Source organism: Thermonema lapsum (genome assembly GCF_011761635.1).
In the GTDB taxonomy this organism is placed as follows: domain Bacteria; phylum Bacteroidota; class Bacteroidia; order Cytophagales; family Thermonemataceae; genus Thermonema; species Thermonema lapsum.
This window is the reverse complement of sequence record NZ_JAASRN010000001.1, coordinates 251,772-271,657: the sequence shown is the minus strand read 5'-3', so window position 1 is coordinate 271,657 and position 19,886 is coordinate 251,772. Positions and strand designations below refer to the sequence as shown.

Here is a 19,886-nt window from a genome sequence, read left to right as displayed (position 1 = left end):
AAAATTTGTAACTTCACCTTCGAAAAAGCAGCGCTTTATGGCAAATGCATACGACTTTCTGATTGTAGGGCAAGGGATTGCAGGCACGGTACTTTCTTACACACTCCTCCAAAAAGGCAAACGCGTGTTGGTCATAGCAAGCCCCCGGCATTCGGCTGCCACACGAGTAGCGGCAGGTTTGTTCAATCCTATTACGGGCAAACAACTCAAAAAAACATGGCTAGCAGAAGAGCTATTTCCTTTTTTACAGCGTTTTTATCCGGAAATGGAAAAAACCTTAGGCATGCGCTTCTTCTATCCTACGGTGATTTACCGTCCCTACCGCAGCGTGCAGGAACAAAACGACTGGATGGCACGCAGCACGACTCTGGAAACGTGGCTGCGCACCGATACGGATGATACTTTTTACCGTCGTTATACGCCGGCGCCTTACGGTGGGCTCGAGACCCTGCACGCTGGCTACGTAGATACCAATTTATTGCTTGACCGTTATGCCGACTATCTGCGCCAAAGGGAAGCGCTGCGCGACGAGGTGTTCGATTATAGCCGCTTGGAAATCTTAGCTGAAGGGCAAGGGGTGCGTTATGGGCAGTACCGAGCGCGCTACCTTATCTTTTGCGAAGGAGCACACGGACGGTTCAATCCTTTCTTCCAAAAGCTGCCTTTCAATTGCGTGAAAGGCGAAATTTTGGACATCGCCTTAGCCGAACCCCTACCTTTCATCATCAACCAAGGGGTGTCGGTGATTCCTGCTGCCAAAGAAGGGCACGCCCGCGTAGCAGCTACCTATCAATGGAACCCTCTGGATGAAATACCTACCGCACAAGCACGCGAAGAGCTATGTCAAAAGACGCAAAATCTGCTTACTGTATCCTTTCAAATCACAGGGCAGAAAGCCGGCATACGCCCAGCGACACGTCCCCGCCGCCCTTTTGTGGGGCTGCATCCGCAATATCCTGCCTTGGGCATTTTCAATGGCATGGGCAGCAAAGGAATTTCACTTGCACCTTTTTTTGCTCAAAAATTTTATGAGTATATTGAAAATCGAAAACCTTTGCACGAAGAAGTAAACATATCCAAATATTTTTCAAAGCAATGAAGCGTACAAGCATCACTTATCCTTTGCTTATCATTTGCCTTACCCTTTGTTTGTTTTGCCCAATGTGGCACAGCCAAGCGCAGTTTATCGAAGGCATGACCCAACGCCCTTTCAATAAAAATCGTGTGCAGTTCAAGGACTTCGAATGGCGCTTCAAGACCTCGCCCAATCTCGAGTTTTATTATTACGAATATGGCAGCCGTCTTTCCGACTTCGCCATTCTATACGCAGAGGAAGAGTTCAATCGCATTGCCGACCTAATAGGCTATAGTCCCACGCAAAAAATACGGCTCTTTATCTACAACTCGGTTACCGACCTGATGCAAAGCAATGTGGGACTGAATACCGAGCTGCTGTCTATAGGTGGGCAAGTCAATTTTATACGTCCTATCATAGAAGTACCCTTTACGGGCAGTCTCTACGCTTTCAAACAAGAGATATCGAAGGGCATCGCCCAAGTGCTGCTCAATGAGATGATGTACGGCACCGGTTTCCGCGAAATGCTGCAATCGGCACAGATTTTCAACCTGCCCGAATGGTATTTGAGCGGCATGAGTGCCTATGCTGCCTACGGCTGGAGTCAAGAAATGGATGATTACATGCGTACGGCTATCCGCAGCAACAAAATAAGGCACCCCAACCGCAGCGTGGGCGATGACGCTACCTTGGTGGGGCAGTCGTTTTGGAATTTTATAGCACAAAAATACGGCGAGCACCACATCGCAAGCATCTTAAACCTGACACGCATCACTCGCGACGAGGAACTGGCGTTTCAAAACACTTTGGGCAAACCCTTTCGCGACTTGGTCAAAGAGTGGCGCAACTTCTACACCGAAATAAGCGACAAAGCCCGCAAGCAATACGAGCCCATAAAATACGATAAGGTGCTCAATGGCAACCGCAACAACAAATATGCCTTATGGCAAGTGAAACTTAGCCCCGACGGGCGCTATGTAGCCTACACACTCAACCAACGCGGACGCTATAAGGTAGTGGTGCGCGACCTGCGCCGCCAACGCAAAAAAGTAATCATGCGGGGTGGTTTTCAAGTATATACTCAACGTTTCAACAAACAAATCCCCCTCATTGCGTGGTCCGACAACCACAAGCTGGGAGTGGCTTTCATGAAAAAAGGCAAGTCGCGTATTGAGGTCTTTCATTTAGACAAACGCCGCAAAAAGAAACCCGTGTATGCGCAAACGTTCGAGTTCTTCAACCAAATCGTGGGCTTTGACATCTCTGCCGATGCCACCCACTTTGCCATCAGCGCCGACCGCCGCGGGGTTGCCAACATAGAATCGGGGGTAAACGACGTGTATATTTACAACACTAAGGAACAGTTTTTGAAAAAAGTAACTCCAAGCGACCTTTACGACGACCGTGACCCCGTATTTGTAGGCAACTCCAACGACATCATCATCTTTTCTTCGAACCGCCCCAACGATACGCTCAATCTGCCGCCCGCTACTTACAAAGACCTAAACGACGACTACAATCTTTTCCTCTACAACCCCAAGATATCGGAAGAACTGCTTACGCAACTTACCTATTCCAATGCCCAAGAAACACAACCAGAATGCCACGACTTGGAATGGGTATATTATTTAAGCAATGAGAATGGCATCAACAATCTGTACAGGCTCAATCTGCAAAATGGCAAACAAGAAATATTGACCAACAGCCTGCACGACCTGCGTGCTTTCAGTGTGGCGCAAGGCAATCTTGCTATCCGCTATTTCGGCAGTCGTAAACTCAAAGAGCGCTTGGTGTTGGACCGTAATGCCGAACTCTCGCCCAAAGCAGCTGCTCCCGAGACCTACCGCCTACAGTTGCTCCGAAGCAAAGGCTACCGTGCCAGCACGCCCCAAAAGAAAAAAGACGCGCCCCCTGTCAATAACTTCTCCGCCGATAGTCTTCAAAAAATCGCGCAAGACACGCTACCTGCTTATGACCCAGAAAACTGGTCCTTCGACAATTATGTGTTTGACCCACAGATTGTCAAAGAATTCAAACAAAGCAACCGTCAAAATGAACAAAATCAAATCAGCCGCCTCATAAAGAAAGCACAAAGCTCCAAAAAAGAGGTTACCATTAAAGGGGTATTTCCCTATGAGCCACGCTTTACGGCAGAACAAACCGTAACCACCCCTCTTATAGACCCTCTGCGGGGCTTCGGGCTGTTGTTTGAGGTGCGCCTTGCCGATATGCTCGAAAACCACAACTTCCACGCGGGCATTCTGGGCATCACCGACCTGAAAAGCAGCAACTATTTTGCTGAATACAACTATTTGGGCAAACGCATAGATGTAGGCGCCCGCTACGACAGAAAAAGCATTTTTGTATCGAACAGCGACCTGATTCACCGCTATTCTTTAAATAAAATCGTGGGACGCATCGCCCTACCCTTTACCAATGCGCTGCGCATGGAAGGTTTTGCCGGATACATGAACACGCGTTTTACCGACATAGGCGTATTGTCTAACCCCGATGTGCGCGACGATTACGTACACCTGAAAGGACAATTGGTGTTCGACAATACCGTTTCATCCGGCATGAACATGTTGCAAGGAAGCCGCGCCATGGTAAGCTACGAGCAGAACTTGGGTATGGGAGGCAACATAGAAAAAAGCTTCGATAAGTTGTTTGTAGACCTGCGCCACTATCAGTCTCTGGACCGTGAAATTGTCTTGGCTACCCGCTTTGCTTATGGGCATTTTGGCGGCAAAGCACCGAAACAATTCATGCTGGGCGGCATGGACAACTGGATGGGAGCACAAACCGGTGGCGGTAGCCTAAGCGGCAACCCACTAAGGGTCGAACCCGGCATAGGCAATTCCGACCTGCTTTTCCATGAGTTCGCTACCAACCTGCGCGGTTTCGACTATAACGCCGCCTCTGGCAGGCAGTTCTTCGTATTCAATGCTGAGTTGCGCCTGCCTTTGATAAAATATATCTTCCGCGAAACGGTGAAGTCCAGATTTTTCCGCAACCTGCAGTTCATAGGCTTTTATGATGCTGGTGCCACATGGAACGACAGAGGTCCATGGGAGCGCAACAACGACATCAACACCTATATTGTACGCGACGGACAAACCTTTGAGGTCATTGTACGCAACTACAAAAACCCCTATCTCATGGGCTTCGGCTGGGGAGTGCGCACCTATTTACTGGGATACTATTTAAAAGTAGATGCCGCGTGGAGTGTAAACGATTTCATTGTATCGGATAAGCCTCGCTATTATTTCACTTTGGGCTATGATTTTTAAACCTTTATTTATATAAGGTATTAAGGCTATGCAAAAAAGTGCCCTCGGATACTATGCGCTGAACATATTTTTATTCGCTGTCGCCTATTTGTTTTTGCGCTATGGCTACACACACATAACCAATCCATTCTTGCAGGAGTTCATCCTCATCATTTTGGGCACACTGGCAACAGTTTCCATCACGGCACTGCTGTTAAACAAACAAACAGAGCTTGAGTTGTCCAAAGAGCAGCAGACAAAATACCTGGAGATGAAGTCGGAGGTGTATAAAGAAATCATCCACACACTGGAAAAGTACTCTATACAAGAGCATCTTTCTGCTCAAGACTTAAAACGCCTCGAGTTCATTACTCATAAGTTATCTATTGTTGCCTCTTTGCCTGTACTGAAGGCTTACAATTCTTTTCTAAAAAATGTAGCCTTTATATTCAAAGACCAAAACATAAGCAGCATAGAGGCAGACAAGCTATCAGAAGAGCTGGCAAAACTCACTATATCCATGCGACAAGACTTATTGGGCAACACTGATAAGGGTACTAGTCCTGATATCGCATTTTATATTGATGACAACAGCCGGCACTCCATCCAAAACTTTTAGCCTTTTCCGCTGCCTGTCTTGTCTTCTTTTTCGGGCACAGGGTCATAACCATACCCTCCCCAAGGATGGCAGCGCCCGATGCGCTTCAACCCAAGCCATACGCCACGCCATGCACCATGTTTTTGAATTGCTTCTACCATGTATTGTGAACAGGTGGGCGTATAGCGGCATGCCGCCGGGAACCAAGGCGAAATAGCCACCTGATAAAAACGGACTATCCCAATCAACAGTGTGCGCATAACTATTAAGTAGCTTTCTTGAGGAAAAATATCAGCCATTCAATATACATAACTTCCAAAAAATGACCAACCAAGAGCATGTGGCGTGGGGTGAAATGAAGTGTATTTGTACAGCATACAGCATAAAGGATAAAAAAGAGCAGCCCAAGAGGCTGCCCCTTTTGTATTTACTTCTTCATCATTAAGCCTTATTCAAACTGTACCCCTGCAGGCTGATATACATATCTGAATGTATAATAAGCCGACTCGTTTTGGAAAGGGTTAGGATTGGCAGGCGCATCTTTGTAGTAACTCAAAATCTCCACCTTGGCATATCCTTTGCCCGCCGCATCTCTAAACAATAAGACACGCCCAGGGATAGGGCTAATCACATAGGTTTGGGGGTTATAGTTATACCAACCGTTGCCACCCCCCCTGGGTATGGCGTAATTCTCATTGCTGTCTTGCTTCCACTCAGTCGCTTCGGGTACTGCTTTCACCTCATCGAAGACAGCGGTTAATATAGCGGCAGCAGCTTGCCCGTTTCTTGTTACCTCATCCAAGGTGGTGCTGCCACCATTTACGATGATGGTGGTTCCCTTAAAAGCAATATCCCATGCCTCACCGTCGGCAACGGCTTGCCCTTTGGCAAAAGAGAACTTTACAAAGGGCTTCTTCTCTACCACCTGCCCCGTCTGGCGATCTATCACGTCATTGGGGGCATGTAAATTGGTAATGGTCTTTGCCTCGGCTTTGCTGACAGGTGCCGGGGCGTCGTCTTTTTTGCAGGCAGTGAGCGCAACGGCTACCAGCACAATCCCTGCAATTTTTGTGATGTTTGTAGTCATAGTACTTACGTTTATTTTTGGTTGAAATTCAAAAGCCTAAACTTTTACCTCCTGCTTTTCATTTGCTGACTTCCATGGCTTAATCCAAAGCAAGTGCTTCCACTGCTTGTAATGTATGCCTATAAACAGGAGGTTTGCTAAGAAGTAAAGCCCGGACATCAGCACCTCACCCGGCTCATCTGGCTCCAGGAACAGATGGAACAAAAAGATATGCAAGGTAATAGGCAAGAGCACGGCACTCCCCAACAAAGCGGTGCCTTGCAAGCAAAGCAGGACGCCCCCTATAAGTTCAGCCAACCCCAAAAGTTGCCAAGCAAAGCCGCTTTGCTTCATGCCATAGATATAAAGCATCAGTGAGCTTTTGTCCGGATGCTTTTGGCTTACTTCCATGATACGCTGCAAAGCTTCCTGAGCGGTAGGCTGTGGCTCAAACTTATGCAAGCCGCCCCAAATCATCAGGGCACCTAGGGCAAAGCGCGCCCCCCACAATAAAAGCGTGGGCAAATCGAAACGTTGTTTTAACATCATAGAGAACTACTTTTTATGGTTGGTAATGTCAAATTGAAAAGCAAACCAGAAAGTGCGTGGTGCTAAGGCAGGCACAAAAGCCTCATTACGGAAATCAGTAGCATTGTCTATTCCTGCCTGCAAAGTATAGCGCCGCAGGTGGTACATAAAACTCATGTTGCAAAGCACATAAGCATCTACATACTCCGACTTGTCGTCCAAAATCAAATTGCCGTTGGCATCGCCCCAGCCGTAGCGCCCGCGGTAAATCAAACGCATAGTAGCCTCCCACCGAGGATGCGTGTAAAACACTTTTAAATTGGCACTGTGCCGTGAACGATTGAACAAACCCCCATACTCTTCGGGTTTTACGCGTCGTGAAACCAGCGTTTGAGCATCACGCTTATATATCTCGCCGGCACGAATGCGCTCCTTTACCGAAGGCTCAAAAGCATCGAGATACTGATAGCCTGCACTCAAGCGCCAATAGGTGCTTAGTTTATATGTAACGTTGAGTTCCACGCCTTGTGTGATTACCTCTTGCAAATTGCGGTAGCTGTAAACGAACTGCCCATTATTTCTTCTTGCCACAGGCTGCGTGTCTATCATGTCTTGTAACATGTTTCGGAAAAGATTGACATCCACTTTCATCTTTTGCAGAGGTCTCCACTCCCCTCCTACATTCAACGCCCAAGAGCGCTCGGGCTTCAAGCTTGCCACCTGTGAAGGAGGCAATAGTATTTCAGCAATCAAGCCTTGCGCCAATAGTCGCTCCATTCCTTGGCGCACCTCTTCGGTGCCCAACACCGTGTAACCGGCTGCATTATTTGTAAAGTTCAAATACAGCTGCCTGAAATCAGGTGCTTTATAGCCCCGCCCCACAGACGCACGCAGGCTCCAGCGGTCTTGATTGTAGCGAATCCCCCACTTGGGCGACAACTGCCCTGCATAAATGCTATGATGGTCGAAGCGCGCCCCCGTATGCATATGCCACCGACCTCGGCTCCATTCGTGCTGTGCATAAGCGTAGAGGTTATACAAACGACGAGTTCCCTCGTAACGCGTGGCACTTACCTGCTCACGGTTGGTACCTACCCCACCGGAAAGCGTGTGCTCCTGTGCTAAGTCGTATTTAGCAAACAGCTCAGGACGCCAATACAGCTGTCGAAAGAAAGAATGGTCTGTTTCCTCCCCACTGTCTTTCTGCCAATATGAGGCGCTGGTGTGGTAGGTCGTAAAATAGTTTCTGAATTGCCAAAAGGCGCGCCCGGTAGGCGTCCACTCTACGGCAGTATATACATTTTTATCTGCCACGTAACCCTTGCCATCGAAGCGCTCTCCGAAAGACTCGTAAGCGTCTTTTACAAAGTCTTCGTAGAGACGCACCCGCGTGTGCACACGCCATGCCGGCGAAAGGTCGTAAGCTACTCCGCCCCTAAGCGTATAGTTCATGAAAGGGGGGGCGGTTTGTCCATAAGTTTCCGGCGTAAAGTCATAACCAGCACTACCGTAGTAGTTGGCAGACCATGAAGTACTCAGCTTGGTGGATGTAGTGGTAGCTTTCAGCTGAAAATTGCTTGTATTTCGACTGCCATAACGAGCCATACCCGACAATCGCCAAGGCAGCGCTTCCTCTTCTTCCGTAATGATGTTAATCACACCCGCTAATGCCTCCGAGCCATAAACTGCCGACGAAGGTCCACGCATGATTTCTATGCGTTTGATGTCGGTAATATTCAAGCGCGAGAGGTCGAAGGTGCCGGCGGTACGTCCAATCAGAGGCTCGCCATCTATCATAATGAGCGTATAATCGGCATCCAAGCCTTGCATTTGCAAGCCTACCCCATGGTCGTAAACAAGCTGTAAGCCGGTTTGCTCCTGCAGGGCATCTTGCAAGCGCAAATAGCCCGCACGAAGAATATCTTCTGCGTTTATAGTTTGTATGGGTACCGATACAGTGTGAAGCTCTCGCTGCAAACGACTAGCAGAAACTACCACTTCTTGCAGCTCATATTCTTTTATGAGAGAATCGAGCTGCTGCGCTTGCGTAACATGAGTAGCTACAAGCATGCCTACCACCCATAATCTTTCTTTCATCTTTTTACAGTTAAGTTGAGCGATGTTTGTGTCGTGAGTGACGATGCAAAGATAAGACTATTTTTATTTAGTCCAAATAAATTTTAAAAATTATTTGGATTAAGTCTAAATTAAGATTAACTTTGCCTTTGTAAACCCATCAAAAACAATAGGACTATGCTAAAATCATGGCTACAAACATCACTAGCGGCTGCCTGTGTATTGTATGGCAGCAGCGCGCTCGCACAAAAAAAAGAAGACATCGAAGCTATCAAAAGCATGTGCGGCTGCTATGAAGTAACCTTCAATTTTGCAGAAACCTTTTCTCCTGACAAAAACTATCAGTTCCACGACAACTATCAAAGTGGTGGTTTAGAATGGGTGCAGGTCATAGAAGAAAGCAAAGGCAAGATAGTACTGCAGCATCTGCTCATTGTCGGCGATAGCATGATTGTCAAACACTGGCGGCAAGACTGGCTCTACGAACCTTCGGAGCTTCTCAGTTATGAAGGCGCACAGCAGTTCCGCAAACAAAACATAAGCCCTCTCAAAGGGCAGTGGGTACAGTTGGTGACACAAATCGACGACGCCCCCCGCTACGCAGGTATTGCCAGCTGGGTACATCTTGACGGGCGTCACTATTGGGAAAGCCAAGCCTACGCTCCCTTACCACGCCGCGAGTTCACCAAGCGCAAGGATTACAATATCATGTTGCGACGCAATCGCCACGAAATTACCCCCTATGGCTGGGTACATGAACAAGACAACCACAAAATTTTGCGCACCGAAGCCGGCGACCGCCTCATTGCCCAAGAAAAAGGATGGAACGAATACAGAAAGGTGAGCGATGAACGCTGCCGCCTTGCCCAAGAGTGGTGGAAAAAGCACCAAGCGTACTGGCAGATGGTGCGCCAAAGCTGGGAACGGCACCTCAAAGACAAAAGGGTGTTTAAAATAGTAGAAACACATCAAGGTGAGCCCTTGTATAAACATTTTCTCGAGATAGAGAAAGCATACACTACCGGCGAAATAGACTTTGACACTGCCCGACAGCGCGCAGATGGTCTCATTCTTGCCGTTGTAAAAGCTCTTTAAGCCAGCTAATGAACTCTGCCAACGTTCATTCAGAAACAGCAAAGACGGGTAAAGGCTTCCTTTGCCCGTCTTTTTATTTGAGGAGCACCACTTGCCCAATGGCGACATTCACCCAAAAGCCCGCTTCACTGCCGCTTCCAGCGCATCGAGGGCTTCGGATGGCTTCCAGTTTTTTTCTTGAGCACAGCGGCGCAGTAGCTTCATGGCAGACTGCAAGTCATCTACCTTTTCTATCTCTTGAATCAATTGTTGATAAGCATGGTAACTTCCTGCAAACAACTGCTCGACAAACATAAAGCGCTCGTGGAGGCTGATGATGTCGCGAAGGCTGCGGTGCTGCGTCTGAGGTAGTTTCAAATTGATGTTATGCGAAACCCTTTGTTTGAAGCGCTCATTCAGACCGCCATAATAATCATCTTCCTCTTCTGCTCCGGCATCATGCTGCTCATCTTCGTTTAGTTGTATGGGTGCTGGCTCTTCCTGCCTCTCTTTTACGGCTTCTCGGTCTGCCTCCATTGTCTGCTTTGTCTCCGGACTGTATAGTTTTTCAGTTGTAGGCTGCTCCATGCCGGGTTTTTCTTGTAGTGCTTGTTCGTCGGTATATCCTATCATATCCAAAAAGGCGGCTATAGCTTCGGAATCTAAGACTAGCCGGTTGCCCAATTGTTCATACACCACTTTGAACAAGCCCAAAAGGGCGATGGGAGGCAATGCCTGCATACGCTGCTGCTCCATGCGCTCGATGAGTGCCTGCAACAAAAAATCATAGTGTTTGATATACTTCAGCTGCTTTTTCAGTTCTTCTACCCCCAGAATAGGCACGGGGTTGTGTTCGAAGAAGTGGACAAAGAAATGGTAGGGCGAAAACAAAAGCATCACATAGAGCGGCAGTGTGCGGTGCAAGAGGCGACGCATGGCTTCCGCATCTATTTTGATATGGTAAGACAGTACATTGGCATACTCTTGCAGAGCAGCTTTTACTCTTGGGTGTTCATAGTCGAAATAAGCACTTTTGCTTTGCTCTATGGCTTGGCGCCACTCGTCAAACAGTTGCTTGATGAGCAGCTTATTGAGTGCTTCTATGGGGGTGAGCCGCAGCAACTCTTCTCCCTCCACGTACTCTTTGCGGCTATAAACCTCTTTTATAAAGGATGCTATCCATGCCTCCCAGTAAGGCTGTAGTTGTTTTACACGCTCCTCGCTCATAACTTTGTTTGAGTTCTTAAAATTTGTTTTTAAAGATAAAAAATTCATGCCAAAACTGGTGATAGAAAACTTGGGCGGCTTGAGTGTAGAAATACAAGAAGGCAAAACACTTTTGCAGAACATACAAGCCGCCTACGTCGATTGGATGCACCCTTGTGGTGGAAAGGGGCGATGCACCGGCTGTAAAATACAAATTGTGTCAGGAGGCGAACAGCTGAGCCCACCCAGCCCACAGGAACAGCGCTTTATGACTCAAGGACGCCTGCGCAGCAACGAACGGCTGGCTTGTCAGTGCATACTGACCCAAGGAGAGCTGCGCGTGCTTGTTCCCCATGAATGCCAGCTACCTCATTTGCACTACCATTTCAAAAAATAAACATTTGGCTTGAAATTTTATATTTTTTTTTAAATTGCTTACAAACAATTAACCACCATGCAAGCTGTTTCGTAAAAGCAGCCAAGAATATTTCGAAAAAGGATTATGAATTGTGCATCCATGACATTCCCCGAACATCAAACGTTGTTTTGCTTTGAAGGGCAAATCGATGAAGAAACCATCGACCAGATATTGGAAACTGTTGAAAAGAAGCTCAGCGAAGTAGAGCTCAACAAAAAAATAAGAAAGCGCATTTTCTCCATATTCGTGGAGTGTTTGCAAAACATTTACTTGCACGCCTACCGCAATAGCCTCAACCCTGCCGAAGAGGAGCAAGAGGTTCAACACAAGATGCGCCTTGTTCGCTTGCAGGAAGGCTATCTGATTGAAACAACCAACCCTATAAACCGCATGAAGGTGGCACGCATCAAAGATCAAATAGAACGCATCAATAGTTTATCGAAAATTGACTTAGATGCACTATATTTGCAAGCGTGGCAGCGCGCCCGCTTCATGCCCGACAAAGGCGCTGGCTTGGGTTTTATAGATATAGCCCGCCGTTCAGGTGCTAAACTAGAATGCGACTTCAAACCTTTGAACAGTAAAAGTGCTTTTTTTACATTAAAGGTAAAAGTCTTAGAACAAGCTGTCTGATTTTGTTGTTTTGCTTCAAAGTTCCCATTTATGAAAACGACCTATGGAAAACCTCAGTATTGAACGTACCAACCGCACCCCAAAAGTTTACTTTGATGCCCGTACCGGCGTGCTCGAAATAGCCGGACGTTCCATTCCGGAAAACTCTGCTGAATTTTACCAACCTATCTTGGATTGGCTGGATAAAGCTGCCAATTCCGACATTTTGACATTCAACCTGATACTAAAGCTTGAATACTTTAATACCAGTTCTTCCAAATTTATTCTTGACATATTGAAAAAGCTCGAAAAGATTCACCAAGACACGGGCAAACCCGTGTTTGTCAAGTGGTATTACGATGAAAAAGATGAGGACATGGAAGAGGCGGGGCACGACTTCCGCGACATCATCAAGCTCGATTTCGAACTGATACCTACGCAGTTATCGACTCGCTAAGCTCCTTTTTCCGTTCGTTTCGAATCACAGAGCGAACCATATATACCAAACCCACATCGCCAAAGGTTACGAGACGGATGAAAGCGCTCTCTTCGAGCGGCAACCGTCTTATGATTTCTTTTTCGTCCAAGCCTTTATGATACCATGCAGCCACCTTCCCATAGAAATCTTCTAAGTATTGTAATTTGCGCAGTATAGCCTGCTTCCCATGGGTAAACTGCGGGTTGTGGGCACAAAACAAAGTATCAAAATCTAAGGTAGCCACCTTGCGCAAAGAATCTATTTGTTGAGCTATGTCTTCGCCGTGGTGAAAAAATTTAATTTTCTCTGCAACGAACAAATCACCCGAAAACAGCCAACCACGCTCCGGCACATAGTAGGCAGTGTGGTCGTCGCTGTGCCCGGGAGTATGCATCGGTAAAAAGGTCAAGCGGCGCGAGGGGATTTTATCAGGCAATGGCAATATTTCTTTTTTAAAGGGGGTTGTATTGCCCAGCATCAAATATTCGTACGGTAGAATGGAAAACCCCCGACGTACAATACGCGCAGTCAGCGGATGGGCATAAACAGCTTGTGGGCGGTGCTGTTTGTAAATGGCAACCAAGTTGCCACTATGGTCTTCGTGCCAGTGTGTCAACAGCACTTTTTCTATATCATAAGGGCGCAAGGTACGCAACACCAAACTTTCTGCATTGCTTTGTGCCGTATCTATCAACACCCCATCTACATAAAACAGGTGGACAGTCAAAAATGTGCGTCCAATCAGGCGAAAATCAAACTCATAAGCTGTTACTTCTTCGTGCGTTTTCTTTTTTACAAACGGCTTTCCTACTAAGGACAACACGCTCATGACCTTTCCCTTTTACGAAATGGGTACTTGATTGAGAATAGCCCGAATCACCTCATAAGCAGACACACGGTCCGCTTCGGCTTCATAGTTCAATATCAGGCGATGATTAAGCACATCCGGGGCAATCGCCTTGATATCGTCGGGCAGCACAAAATTACGTTTTTGAAGAAAAGCATAAGCACGTGCTGCCACATTGAGCGCAATGGTAGCGCGCGGTGAAGCTCCGTACTCTATGTATTTCCCTTCTTCTATGCCGTAATCTTTGGGATAACGCGTAGCAAAGACCAACTCTACGATATAACGCTCCAGGCTTTCGGAAAGTGTCACTTCATTGAGCAGCTCTCTTATGGCAAAGATATCTTCCGGACCCAAAACGCTCTCGGGTGAGGGCAGTGGGCGAAACGAAGCCATCCGGCGCATGACCTCCAACTCCTCTTCTTTTGACAAGTAGCCCACTTGCACACGCATCATAAAGCGGTCTAATTGCGCTTCGGGCAAAGGGTAGGTGCCTTCATGCTCCAAAGGGTTTTGGGTTGCCAAGACGAAAAAAGGACGCTCCAAAGGAAATGACTCTTCGCCTATGGTTACCTGTTTCTCCTGCATGGCTTCGAGCAAGGCAGATTGTACTTTAGCCGGTGCCCGGTTGATTTCATCAGCCAATATCACATTGGCAAACACAGGTCCCTTGCGCACAAAGAACTGTGCTTCTTTTTGGTTATATACCATGGTACCTATGATGTCGGCAGGCAGCAAGTCGGGCGTAAACTGAATGCGATGAAAACGCAACCGCAAAGTAGATGCCAATACGCTGATAGTTTTGGTCTTGGCAAGCCCGGGGCTTCCTTCCAGCAGGATATGCCCACCGGTGAAAATACCAATCAACAGGCGGTTGATAAGCAGGCGCTGCCCCACTATCACCTTGCCTACCTCTTCATAGAGTCGTTCTATTTTCTCGTGATATTCCTCTGGATTCATAAATAAGTTTGTTACTTAGGCATAACTCAGGAAATACTCCAACGTGCCGTGGCATGCATCTGCAATGAAGCGAATTTGCCTTCCATATATTGATAATGAGCCGCCATGGCAATCATAGCAGCGTTGTCGGTGCAGTACTGCATAGCCGGAATAAAAACACGCCACCCGGCTTGTTCTGCTTTTTGCTGCAGGGCGGCACGCAAAGCACTGTTGGCAGACACCCCACCGGCAATGCCAACCTCTGTGATGCCCGTTTGCTTTACGGCTTGTTCCAACTTTTGTATAAGTATCTGCACAAAAGTATGCTGTACGCTGGCACAAATATCTGGCAGGTGTTTTTCAATAAATTGTCTGTCCTGTCGGCTCTGCTTCTGCAGAAAATGCAGGATAGAAGTTTTCAATCCACTGAAAGAGAAATGCAGCCCTTCTACCTGTGGTATGGGAAAACTAAACGCCTGTGGATTGCCTTGGCGGGCATAGCGGTCAATGAGCGGACCACCCGGATAAGGCAAGCCCAACAGCTTGGCAGTTTTGTCGAATGCCTCCCCCACAGCATCGTCAAGCGTTTCACCCAAGACGGTCATTTGCAAGGGAGCATCTACCCGCAGCAGCTGAGTATGCCCCCCACTCACCGTCAGGCATAAAAAGGGAAATGAAGGCACAGGGGGCTCAATAAAATGTGCCAAGATATGGGCTTTCATGTGGTGAACGTCTATGAGCGGTATATCCAACGCCAACGCCATGGCTTTGGCAAAAGAAACTCCCACCAACAGCGAGCCCAGCAAACCGGGTCCGCGGGTGCAGGCGATGGCACTCAACTCATCAGGACGCACCCCTGCCACCTTCAGAGCTTGGTCCACCACCGGTATAATATGCTGCTGATGGGCTCGCGATGCCAACTCGGGCACCACCCCCCCATATTCTTTGTGAACCTCTTGATTGGCAACTATATTTGAACGAATTTTGCTATCTTGAATAACGGCTGCCGATGTATCGTCGCAAGAAGACTCAATGGCTAAAATCGTAATCTGCATACGCCTTGGCATTCAATAAGAGAGAAAAAGTAGAAAAAGAATACGTTTCAGAAAACGAAAGTACGCCTTTTTCGAGGATTTTCAAAAGGCTACTGCATCGGTGGTTTACTCTTCCTCTTTTTTATGCTTTGCTTTTTTTCTTTACACTGGCAGCAGTCTTGGCATTGCCCATAGTGCAAAGTTTCTTGGCAAAGCAGGCAGTCAACTATCTCTTCCAAGACAGCCACTATAACGCCGAAATCGAGCGACTGCTTATCAACCTGCCAAACCAAAGCGTACATTTGCGCAAGCTACACGTATATGACGAACACTTCGTAGATTTAGTGGAAGTTGAAGAACTACGACTCACCTTCAGCCTGCCTCATCTGCTTGAAGGCGAGGTGCGTATCAAAGAAGCCTACTTGGCAAACGGCTTTTTCAATATGCACTACGACATTCAGCATGAAGATTTCAATATCAATTTACTCGTCGCAGAAATCAACGAGCGCTTCGGCGGACAGAGTAGTAGCCAACAACCAGCTCCCTTCGTCATCGACAAAGCCTACTTGAACAACATGCAGTTCCTTTATCATGACGACAGGCAAGCCCCCTTACCCAAAGGACTCTTTGACTACGCCCACTTCCAGCTGCACAACATCTACGGCACGGTGCTGAATTTCCGCGCCATTGCCGACACCATACAACTCAGCACCCAGCAACTTCAGTTTCACGAACCCAAGAGTGCACTGCATGTAAAAAGCCTCGACACCGACTTCCACCTCGATGCCCAGCACATGTATTTTGACCGCCTGCATCTTTATTTAAACAATTCTTATGTGGGCAACCAAGTGCGCTTTTCCTATGAAAGCATAGACGCTATGAGCGCATTTGTTGATTCTGTGCTGCTTGATATACACTTCGAAGACACGCGCATCCACCCCGCCGATTTGGCTGCATTCGACGAGGCTTTTGCCCAATGGCAAGATGAGTGGCAAATCAACGGACAAATCAGTGGCACTGTCAGAGAGCTATTGTGGGAAGACGCTCATCTACGCTTCGGAAACGACAGCTACTTACAAGGAGTCATCAGCATACAGGGACTGCCCGACATAGAAGAGGCTGTTGTAGAAGCAGACCTCCCCTCGCTCTCGATTAAAACACAAGACCTCCTGCAGTATGTGCCGCCATCCTTGCATCCATGGCTCTCAAAGATAGATTTTATCGACGGCGAACTGCGCCTCGACGGCTACGTCAAAGACTTCAGCTACAGCACCCACCTTTATACAGGCTTGGGCGAAATAAAAAGTCAAGGAAATTATTTCTACAAAGAAGAAGCGCCTGATGTACCACACTATAACTTTCAAGTTGACTTGTCGGGCTTTCGCTTAGGTTATCTTTTGGAGCAAAGTATACTGGGGTACCTGACAGGCAGCATGAAGCTGGCAGGTCAGGGCTTGGAACTGTACCGGCACGACCTTAGTTTCTCTGCTAAGATTAAAGAACTTGTCATCAACCAATACCCTTACCGCCAACTGACGCTTTCAAGCAATTCCACCAATGCCCTACTCAACTGCACCTTGCATTCCGAAGACCCCAATGCCCAACTGCATCTGCTTTTAGAAGGCACTTTTGGGGAAGATAGCTTGCGCTTTGCCAAGTTGAAAGGGAGCATTGACTATATAGACCTTCAAGCAACCTACTGGACAGACACCACCGCCCGACTGTCTACACAGATAGAAGGTGAATACACAGAATACCAAAGTACAGACGCACGTCTGGATTTTCGCAAAATCTATTTTTTATACGGAACACATACTCTAACCCCTCAAACCCTCGGCATTTCTTACCAACAGCAAGAAACCGGCGGCGAAGAAAAAATACATCTTACTTCCGATTATGTAGATGTAACCCTTTCTGGGCACTATAGCAGTGCTCAACTGATTCGTTATTTGCAAGAAGTGCCCTATGAACTATGGCTTGCATTGAGCAAACAACCACAAGAACAAAAAGAGTATTATGCCAATAAAAAACAACAAGCCAGCGCCGACAGCCTGCACATACAAATAGCTGCGGTGTTCACCAATCTAAACCCTTTATTGCAGCTATTTGCCCCCAATGCTTACCTAAGCCACAACACCCGTCTTAAGGGGAATTTTATGCAGTCTATCGACTCTACTGTGTGTAAAATAGAAACCCAAACTCCCATAGACACTCTACTATGGGGCAGCGAGCGATTCTATGAATCCGCTTTGGATATAGAAATACACAAAGCCCGTTATGAACCGGAGGTACTGGCACAGCTCGACTTCGCCTCTGCGCGGCAAGAGATAGTCGGCATCCCTACCCGAAAACTACAAATCCATGCCTCTTGGTATAATGATGCCATAGAATTCACCCAGTACTTGCAAGCAGACAACGATACGCTACTTTCGGAATTGAAGTTGCAAGGAGCATTGGAACTAGACGAAGCCCAGCAGAAACTTTACTTCTATGATTCGCATATTACCTTAGGCGGGGCTGAGTGGAATATTGAACCCTTCCGCCAAATACTGTTCGATACGGGCAACAGCCGACAAATCAGCTTCGACCGATTCATGCTCTCTCATCGCGGGCAATCTATTGTCATTGATGGCAATATGACGGAGGCTACCTACCCACACCAACTACTGGTAGACTTCAACATGGTTGACTTACGCCCACTCACGGCTTTGGCAAGCGTACCTATAGGAGGCACCCTCGTGGGAAGCTTCGCTTTGCGTAATCTCTATACAGACTTGCCCATTATTGAAGGCGAAGCTGAAATCGAAGACCTTACCTTTCAGAATATATATGTGGGATACCTGAGTAGTATGGTTGGGTGGGACGCCCAAACAGAGAGTGTCCTCTTCAACCTCGACCTATACAACCGCGTAGATTATGTGTTCTTCGCCAGTGGACACTACCGGTACCGCACGGAGCAGGTGCATGTGGTAGCAGAAATGAAAGAAACAGAGTTAAAAGTACTTACCCCCTTTTTACAGGATTATTTGTCGAACATCGGTGGAACAGTATCCGGCAAGCTGGCGCTGCGGGGCAGTCTCGGAAAACCACTCCTTGCCGGCATCCTTGATTTCAAACAAGCAAGTTTCAAGGTCAACTACTTAGGCACAACCTACAGTTTCAGCGACAAGCTGTATATCACCCCCGATGCCATCCGCATGCGGCGCCTGCACCTGACTGACGACCGCAAAGGAAATGCTGTCTTTACCGGCGACATTTATCATCGCTACTTTCAAGATTTTTATTTAGACATACAAGGCGAGCTTAAAAATTTTTTGGTGCTGAATGTGCCCCCACGGGAAGGCGAACTCTACTATGGCGATGCCTTGGTAAGCGGCAATGCCCGCATCAGTGGCACCCCAGAAAATCTATACCTGCAAGCCAATGCACGCACAGCGTACGGTACCAAGCTCTACATCCCTCTTTATGGTAGTCAGCAGGTAGCCCAAAAAGATTATATCGTTTTCAAGGACTTCGACAAAGAAGCAGGCAACAAGAGTGAAGTAAAGGAAGTGAAGCTGCAAAACCTGCGCATGGACTTCAACTTGGAAATCACCCCCGATGCCTACTTTGAAATCATCTTTGACCCGCGGGCAGGCGACATTATGCGAGGAAACGGGGAAGGAAAAGTACAGATGAACATCGACTCCCGCGGCGAGTTTAGTATATGGGGCGATTTCTATATCAAAGAAGGAAGCTATAACTTCACCATGATGAACCTCGTAAACAAGCAGTTCAAAGTGCGGCAAGGCAGCGCCATTTACTTCATCGGTGATGTGTACAGTGCAGAATTGGATATCAAAGCCTACTACGAAACCATCACCCCTTTGCTGCCCCTCCTCAGCAGCAGCAATCAAGAGCTGAACTCTCCGGAATACACGCGCCGCTATCCGGTGCAAGTATTGTTGCACCTGACCGGTCCCATGCTTGCCCCGGACATTCGCTTCGACATTGACTTCAGCGAAGTGGAGCGCAGCATTACCAACCCCACCCTGCGTTCTGTTTTATATAGTTTCAAAGGACGCATTGCAGGCGACGAGCAAGAGCGTAACCGCCAAGTATTCAGCTTGATTTTATTCAAGAAATTTTCTGCCGAAAACTCATTCAGCGGCATCAGCGGTGCCGGTGGCAACACGGTGAGTGAATTGCTTTCCAATCAATTGAGCCATTGGATGTCGCAAGTGGACGAAAACCTTCAAATAGACGTTGACCTGTCCGGATGGGACCGGCAAACCAACAATGTATTTCATGTAAGACTAAGTTACACCTTCATGAACGGGCGTCTGCGTGTGACGCGCAACGGGCTGATAGATACCCAAAATCAAAGTGCCACTGCCAATATTGTAGGTGAATGGACAGTAGAATACATACTCACGCCCGACGGACGTTATCGCTTGAAGATGTACAATAAAAATCTGAACAACGGAGTGGTTACAGCGCTCAGCAACAGTACCAACACTGCCGCGGGCTTCAGCATCCTATACACCCGGGATTTCAGCTCATTTTTAGAGTTGTTTTCCCGCAAGAAAAAGAGCAAATCAAAACCAAAGGACCCTACCGTAATTGAAGAACAAGAGCCCACACAACAAGAGGAAGCATCCGACGAGAAGGAGCTATAAAATAAAAATAA

At 47.4% G+C, this 19,886-nt stretch carries 16 protein-coding genes; 8 read left to right on the top strand and 8 right to left on the bottom strand.

The features are described from left to right. Positions 1–37 precede the first annotated feature (37 nt). Genes FHS56_RS01100 through FHS56_RS01090 form a run of 3 tightly spaced genes read left to right on the top strand, consistent with a single transcriptional unit; the run spans position 38 to position 4,963 of the window. Positions 38–1,099 carry an NAD(P)/FAD-dependent oxidoreductase gene (locus FHS56_RS01100; RefSeq protein ID WP_166918045.1) on the top strand — a complete coding sequence of 354 codons (1,062 nt, stop codon included), beginning with the start codon at positions 38–40 and terminating at the stop codon, positions 1,097–1,099. Then, positions 1,096–4,365: a hypothetical protein gene (locus FHS56_RS01095; protein WP_166918044.1), complete on the top strand. Its 3,270-nt coding sequence runs from the start codon at positions 1,096–1,098 to the stop codon at positions 4,363–4,365. The genes FHS56_RS01100 and FHS56_RS01095 overlap by 4 nt, the downstream gene beginning before the upstream one ends. A 28-nt stretch (positions 4,366–4,393) precedes the next feature. Further along, entirely contained in the window at positions 4,394–4,963 is a 570-nt protein-coding gene (locus FHS56_RS01090) for a hypothetical protein (RefSeq protein ID WP_166918043.1), read from the top strand. Here FHS56_RS01090 and yidD read toward each other — a convergent pair. The 4 genes from yidD to FHS56_RS01070 all read right to left on the bottom strand — a co-directional run bounded on the left by yidD (position 4,960) and on the right by FHS56_RS01070 (position 8,633). Further along, positions 4,960–5,202 (bottom strand): membrane protein insertion efficiency factor YidD, encoded by a 243-nt coding sequence (gene yidD, locus FHS56_RS01085; protein ID WP_166918042.1) that lies wholly within the window; start codon positions 5,200–5,202, stop codon positions 4,960–4,962. The two genes, FHS56_RS01090 and yidD, sit on opposite strands and share 4 nt — an antisense overlap. A gap of 188 nt (positions 5,203–5,390) precedes the next feature. Further along, a complete protein-coding gene (locus tag FHS56_RS01080; RefSeq protein ID WP_166918041.1) occupies positions 5,391–6,029 on the bottom strand; it encodes an HmuY family protein in 639 nt (212 codons plus the stop codon). A 36-nt stretch (positions 6,030–6,065) separates the two neighbouring features. Further along, complete coding sequence (locus FHS56_RS01075) at positions 6,066–6,557, bottom strand: DoxX family membrane protein (protein WP_208409605.1); 492 nt, start codon at positions 6,555–6,557, stop codon at positions 6,066–6,068. A gap of 6 nt (positions 6,558–6,563) precedes the next feature. Continuing rightward, complete coding sequence (locus tag FHS56_RS01070) at positions 6,564–8,633, bottom strand: TonB-dependent receptor plug domain-containing protein (RefSeq protein ID WP_166918040.1); 2,070 nt, start codon at positions 8,631–8,633, stop codon at positions 6,564–6,566. 156 nt (positions 8,634–8,789) lie between these two features. Here FHS56_RS01070 and FHS56_RS01065 point away from each other — a divergent pair, with 156 nt between their 5' ends. Continuing rightward, positions 8,790–9,707: a DUF6607 family protein gene (locus FHS56_RS01065; protein ID WP_166918039.1), complete on the top strand. Its 918-nt coding sequence runs from the start codon at positions 8,790–8,792 to the stop codon at positions 9,705–9,707. A 108-nt stretch (positions 9,708–9,815) separates the two neighbouring features. On the opposite strand, the gene FHS56_RS01060 is transcribed toward FHS56_RS01065, so the two are convergent. Then, the gene (locus tag FHS56_RS01060) at positions 9,816–10,913 is read right to left on the bottom strand and encodes a hypothetical protein (RefSeq protein WP_166918038.1); all 1,098 of its coding nucleotides are present in this window, start codon (positions 10,911–10,913) and stop codon (positions 9,816–9,818) included. 46 nt (positions 10,914–10,959) lie between these two features. Here FHS56_RS01060 and FHS56_RS01055 point away from each other — a divergent pair, with 46 nt between their 5' ends. The 3 genes from FHS56_RS01055 to FHS56_RS01045 all read left to right on the top strand — a co-directional run bounded on the left by FHS56_RS01055 (position 10,960) and on the right by FHS56_RS01045 (position 12,379). After that, entirely contained in the window at positions 10,960–11,289 is a 330-nt protein-coding gene (locus tag FHS56_RS01055) for a 2Fe-2S iron-sulfur cluster-binding protein (RefSeq protein WP_166918037.1), read from the top strand. Between the two features lie 105 nt (positions 11,290–11,394). Then, on the top strand, positions 11,395–11,943 hold the full coding sequence (locus FHS56_RS01050) for a SiaB family protein kinase (RefSeq protein WP_166918036.1): 549 nt from the start codon (positions 11,395–11,397) through the stop codon (positions 11,941–11,943). 43 nt (positions 11,944–11,986) lie between these two features. Further along, positions 11,987–12,379: a DUF1987 domain-containing protein gene (locus tag FHS56_RS01045; protein ID WP_166918035.1), complete on the top strand. Its 393-nt coding sequence runs from the start codon at positions 11,987–11,989 to the stop codon at positions 12,377–12,379. On the opposite strand, the gene FHS56_RS01040 is transcribed toward FHS56_RS01045, so the two are convergent. Genes FHS56_RS01040 through tsaD form a run of 3 tightly spaced genes read right to left on the bottom strand, consistent with a single transcriptional unit; the run spans position 12,357 to position 15,238 of the window. Continuing rightward, positions 12,357–13,229, bottom strand: coding sequence for an MBL fold metallo-hydrolase (locus tag FHS56_RS01040; RefSeq protein WP_166918034.1), 873 nt, complete (start codon positions 13,227–13,229; stop codon positions 12,357–12,359). The genes FHS56_RS01045 and FHS56_RS01040 overlap by 23 nt on opposite strands. Positions 13,230–13,241: 12 nt before the next feature. Then, positions 13,242–14,204 (bottom strand): AAA family ATPase, encoded by a 963-nt coding sequence (locus FHS56_RS01035; RefSeq protein ID WP_166918033.1) that lies wholly within the window; start codon positions 14,202–14,204, stop codon positions 13,242–13,244. A gap of 26 nt (positions 14,205–14,230) precedes the next feature. After that, positions 14,231–15,238, bottom strand: a complete 1,008-nt coding sequence (tsaD, locus tag FHS56_RS01030; RefSeq protein WP_208409604.1) for a tRNA (adenosine(37)-N6)-threonylcarbamoyltransferase complex transferase subunit TsaD — start codon at positions 15,236–15,238, stop codon at positions 14,231–14,233. Positions 15,239–15,243: 5 nt separating this feature from the next. On the opposite strand from tsaD, the gene FHS56_RS01025 reads away from it, so the two are divergent. Further along, a complete protein-coding gene (locus FHS56_RS01025) occupies positions 15,244–19,875 on the top strand; it encodes a translocation/assembly module TamB domain-containing protein (RefSeq protein WP_166918032.1) in 4,632 nt (1,543 codons plus the stop codon). The last annotated feature ends 11 nt before the right edge of the window (positions 19,876–19,886 follow it).

Coding starts and splice junctions, on each gene's coding strand:
- tsaD (WP_208409604.1), bottom strand. CDS start 15,238: ATGCAGATTACGATTTTAGCCATTGAGTCTTCTTGCGACGATACATCG.
- yidD (WP_166918042.1), bottom strand. CDS start 5,202: ATGCGCACACTGTTGATTGGGATAGTCCGTTTTTATCAGGTGGCTATT.
- FHS56_RS01090 (WP_166918043.1), top strand. CDS start 4,394: ATGCAAAAAAGTGCCCTCGGATACTATGCGCTGAACATATTTTTATTC.
- FHS56_RS01065 (WP_166918039.1), top strand. CDS start 8,790: ATGCTAAAATCATGGCTACAAACATCACTAGCGGCTGCCTGTGTATTG.
- FHS56_RS01075 (WP_208409605.1), bottom strand. CDS start 6,557: ATGATGTTAAAACAACGTTTCGATTTGCCCACGCTTTTATTGTGGGGG.
- FHS56_RS01040 (WP_166918034.1), bottom strand. CDS start 13,229: ATGAGCGTGTTGTCCTTAGTAGGAAAGCCGTTTGTAAAAAAGAAAACG.
- FHS56_RS01045 (WP_166918035.1), top strand. CDS start 11,987: ATGGAAAACCTCAGTATTGAACGTACCAACCGCACCCCAAAAGTTTAC.
- FHS56_RS01070 (WP_166918040.1), bottom strand. CDS start 8,633: ATGAAAGAAAGATTATGGGTGGTAGGCATGCTTGTAGCTACTCATGTT.
- FHS56_RS01055 (WP_166918037.1), top strand. CDS start 10,960: ATGCCAAAACTGGTGATAGAAAACTTGGGCGGCTTGAGTGTAGAAATA.
- FHS56_RS01035 (WP_166918033.1), bottom strand. CDS start 14,204: ATGAATCCAGAGGAATATCACGAGAAAATAGAACGACTCTATGAAGAG.
- FHS56_RS01080 (WP_166918041.1), bottom strand. CDS start 6,029: ATGACTACAAACATCACAAAAATTGCAGGGATTGTGCTGGTAGCCGTT.
- FHS56_RS01060 (WP_166918038.1), bottom strand. CDS start 10,913: ATGAGCGAGGAGCGTGTAAAACAACTACAGCCTTACTGGGAGGCATGG.
- FHS56_RS01095 (WP_166918044.1), top strand. CDS start 1,096: ATGAAGCGTACAAGCATCACTTATCCTTTGCTTATCATTTGCCTTACC.
- FHS56_RS01100 (WP_166918045.1), top strand. CDS start 38: ATGGCAAATGCATACGACTTTCTGATTGTAGGGCAAGGGATTGCAGGC.
- FHS56_RS01050 (WP_166918036.1), top strand. CDS start 11,395: ATGAATTGTGCATCCATGACATTCCCCGAACATCAAACGTTGTTTTGC.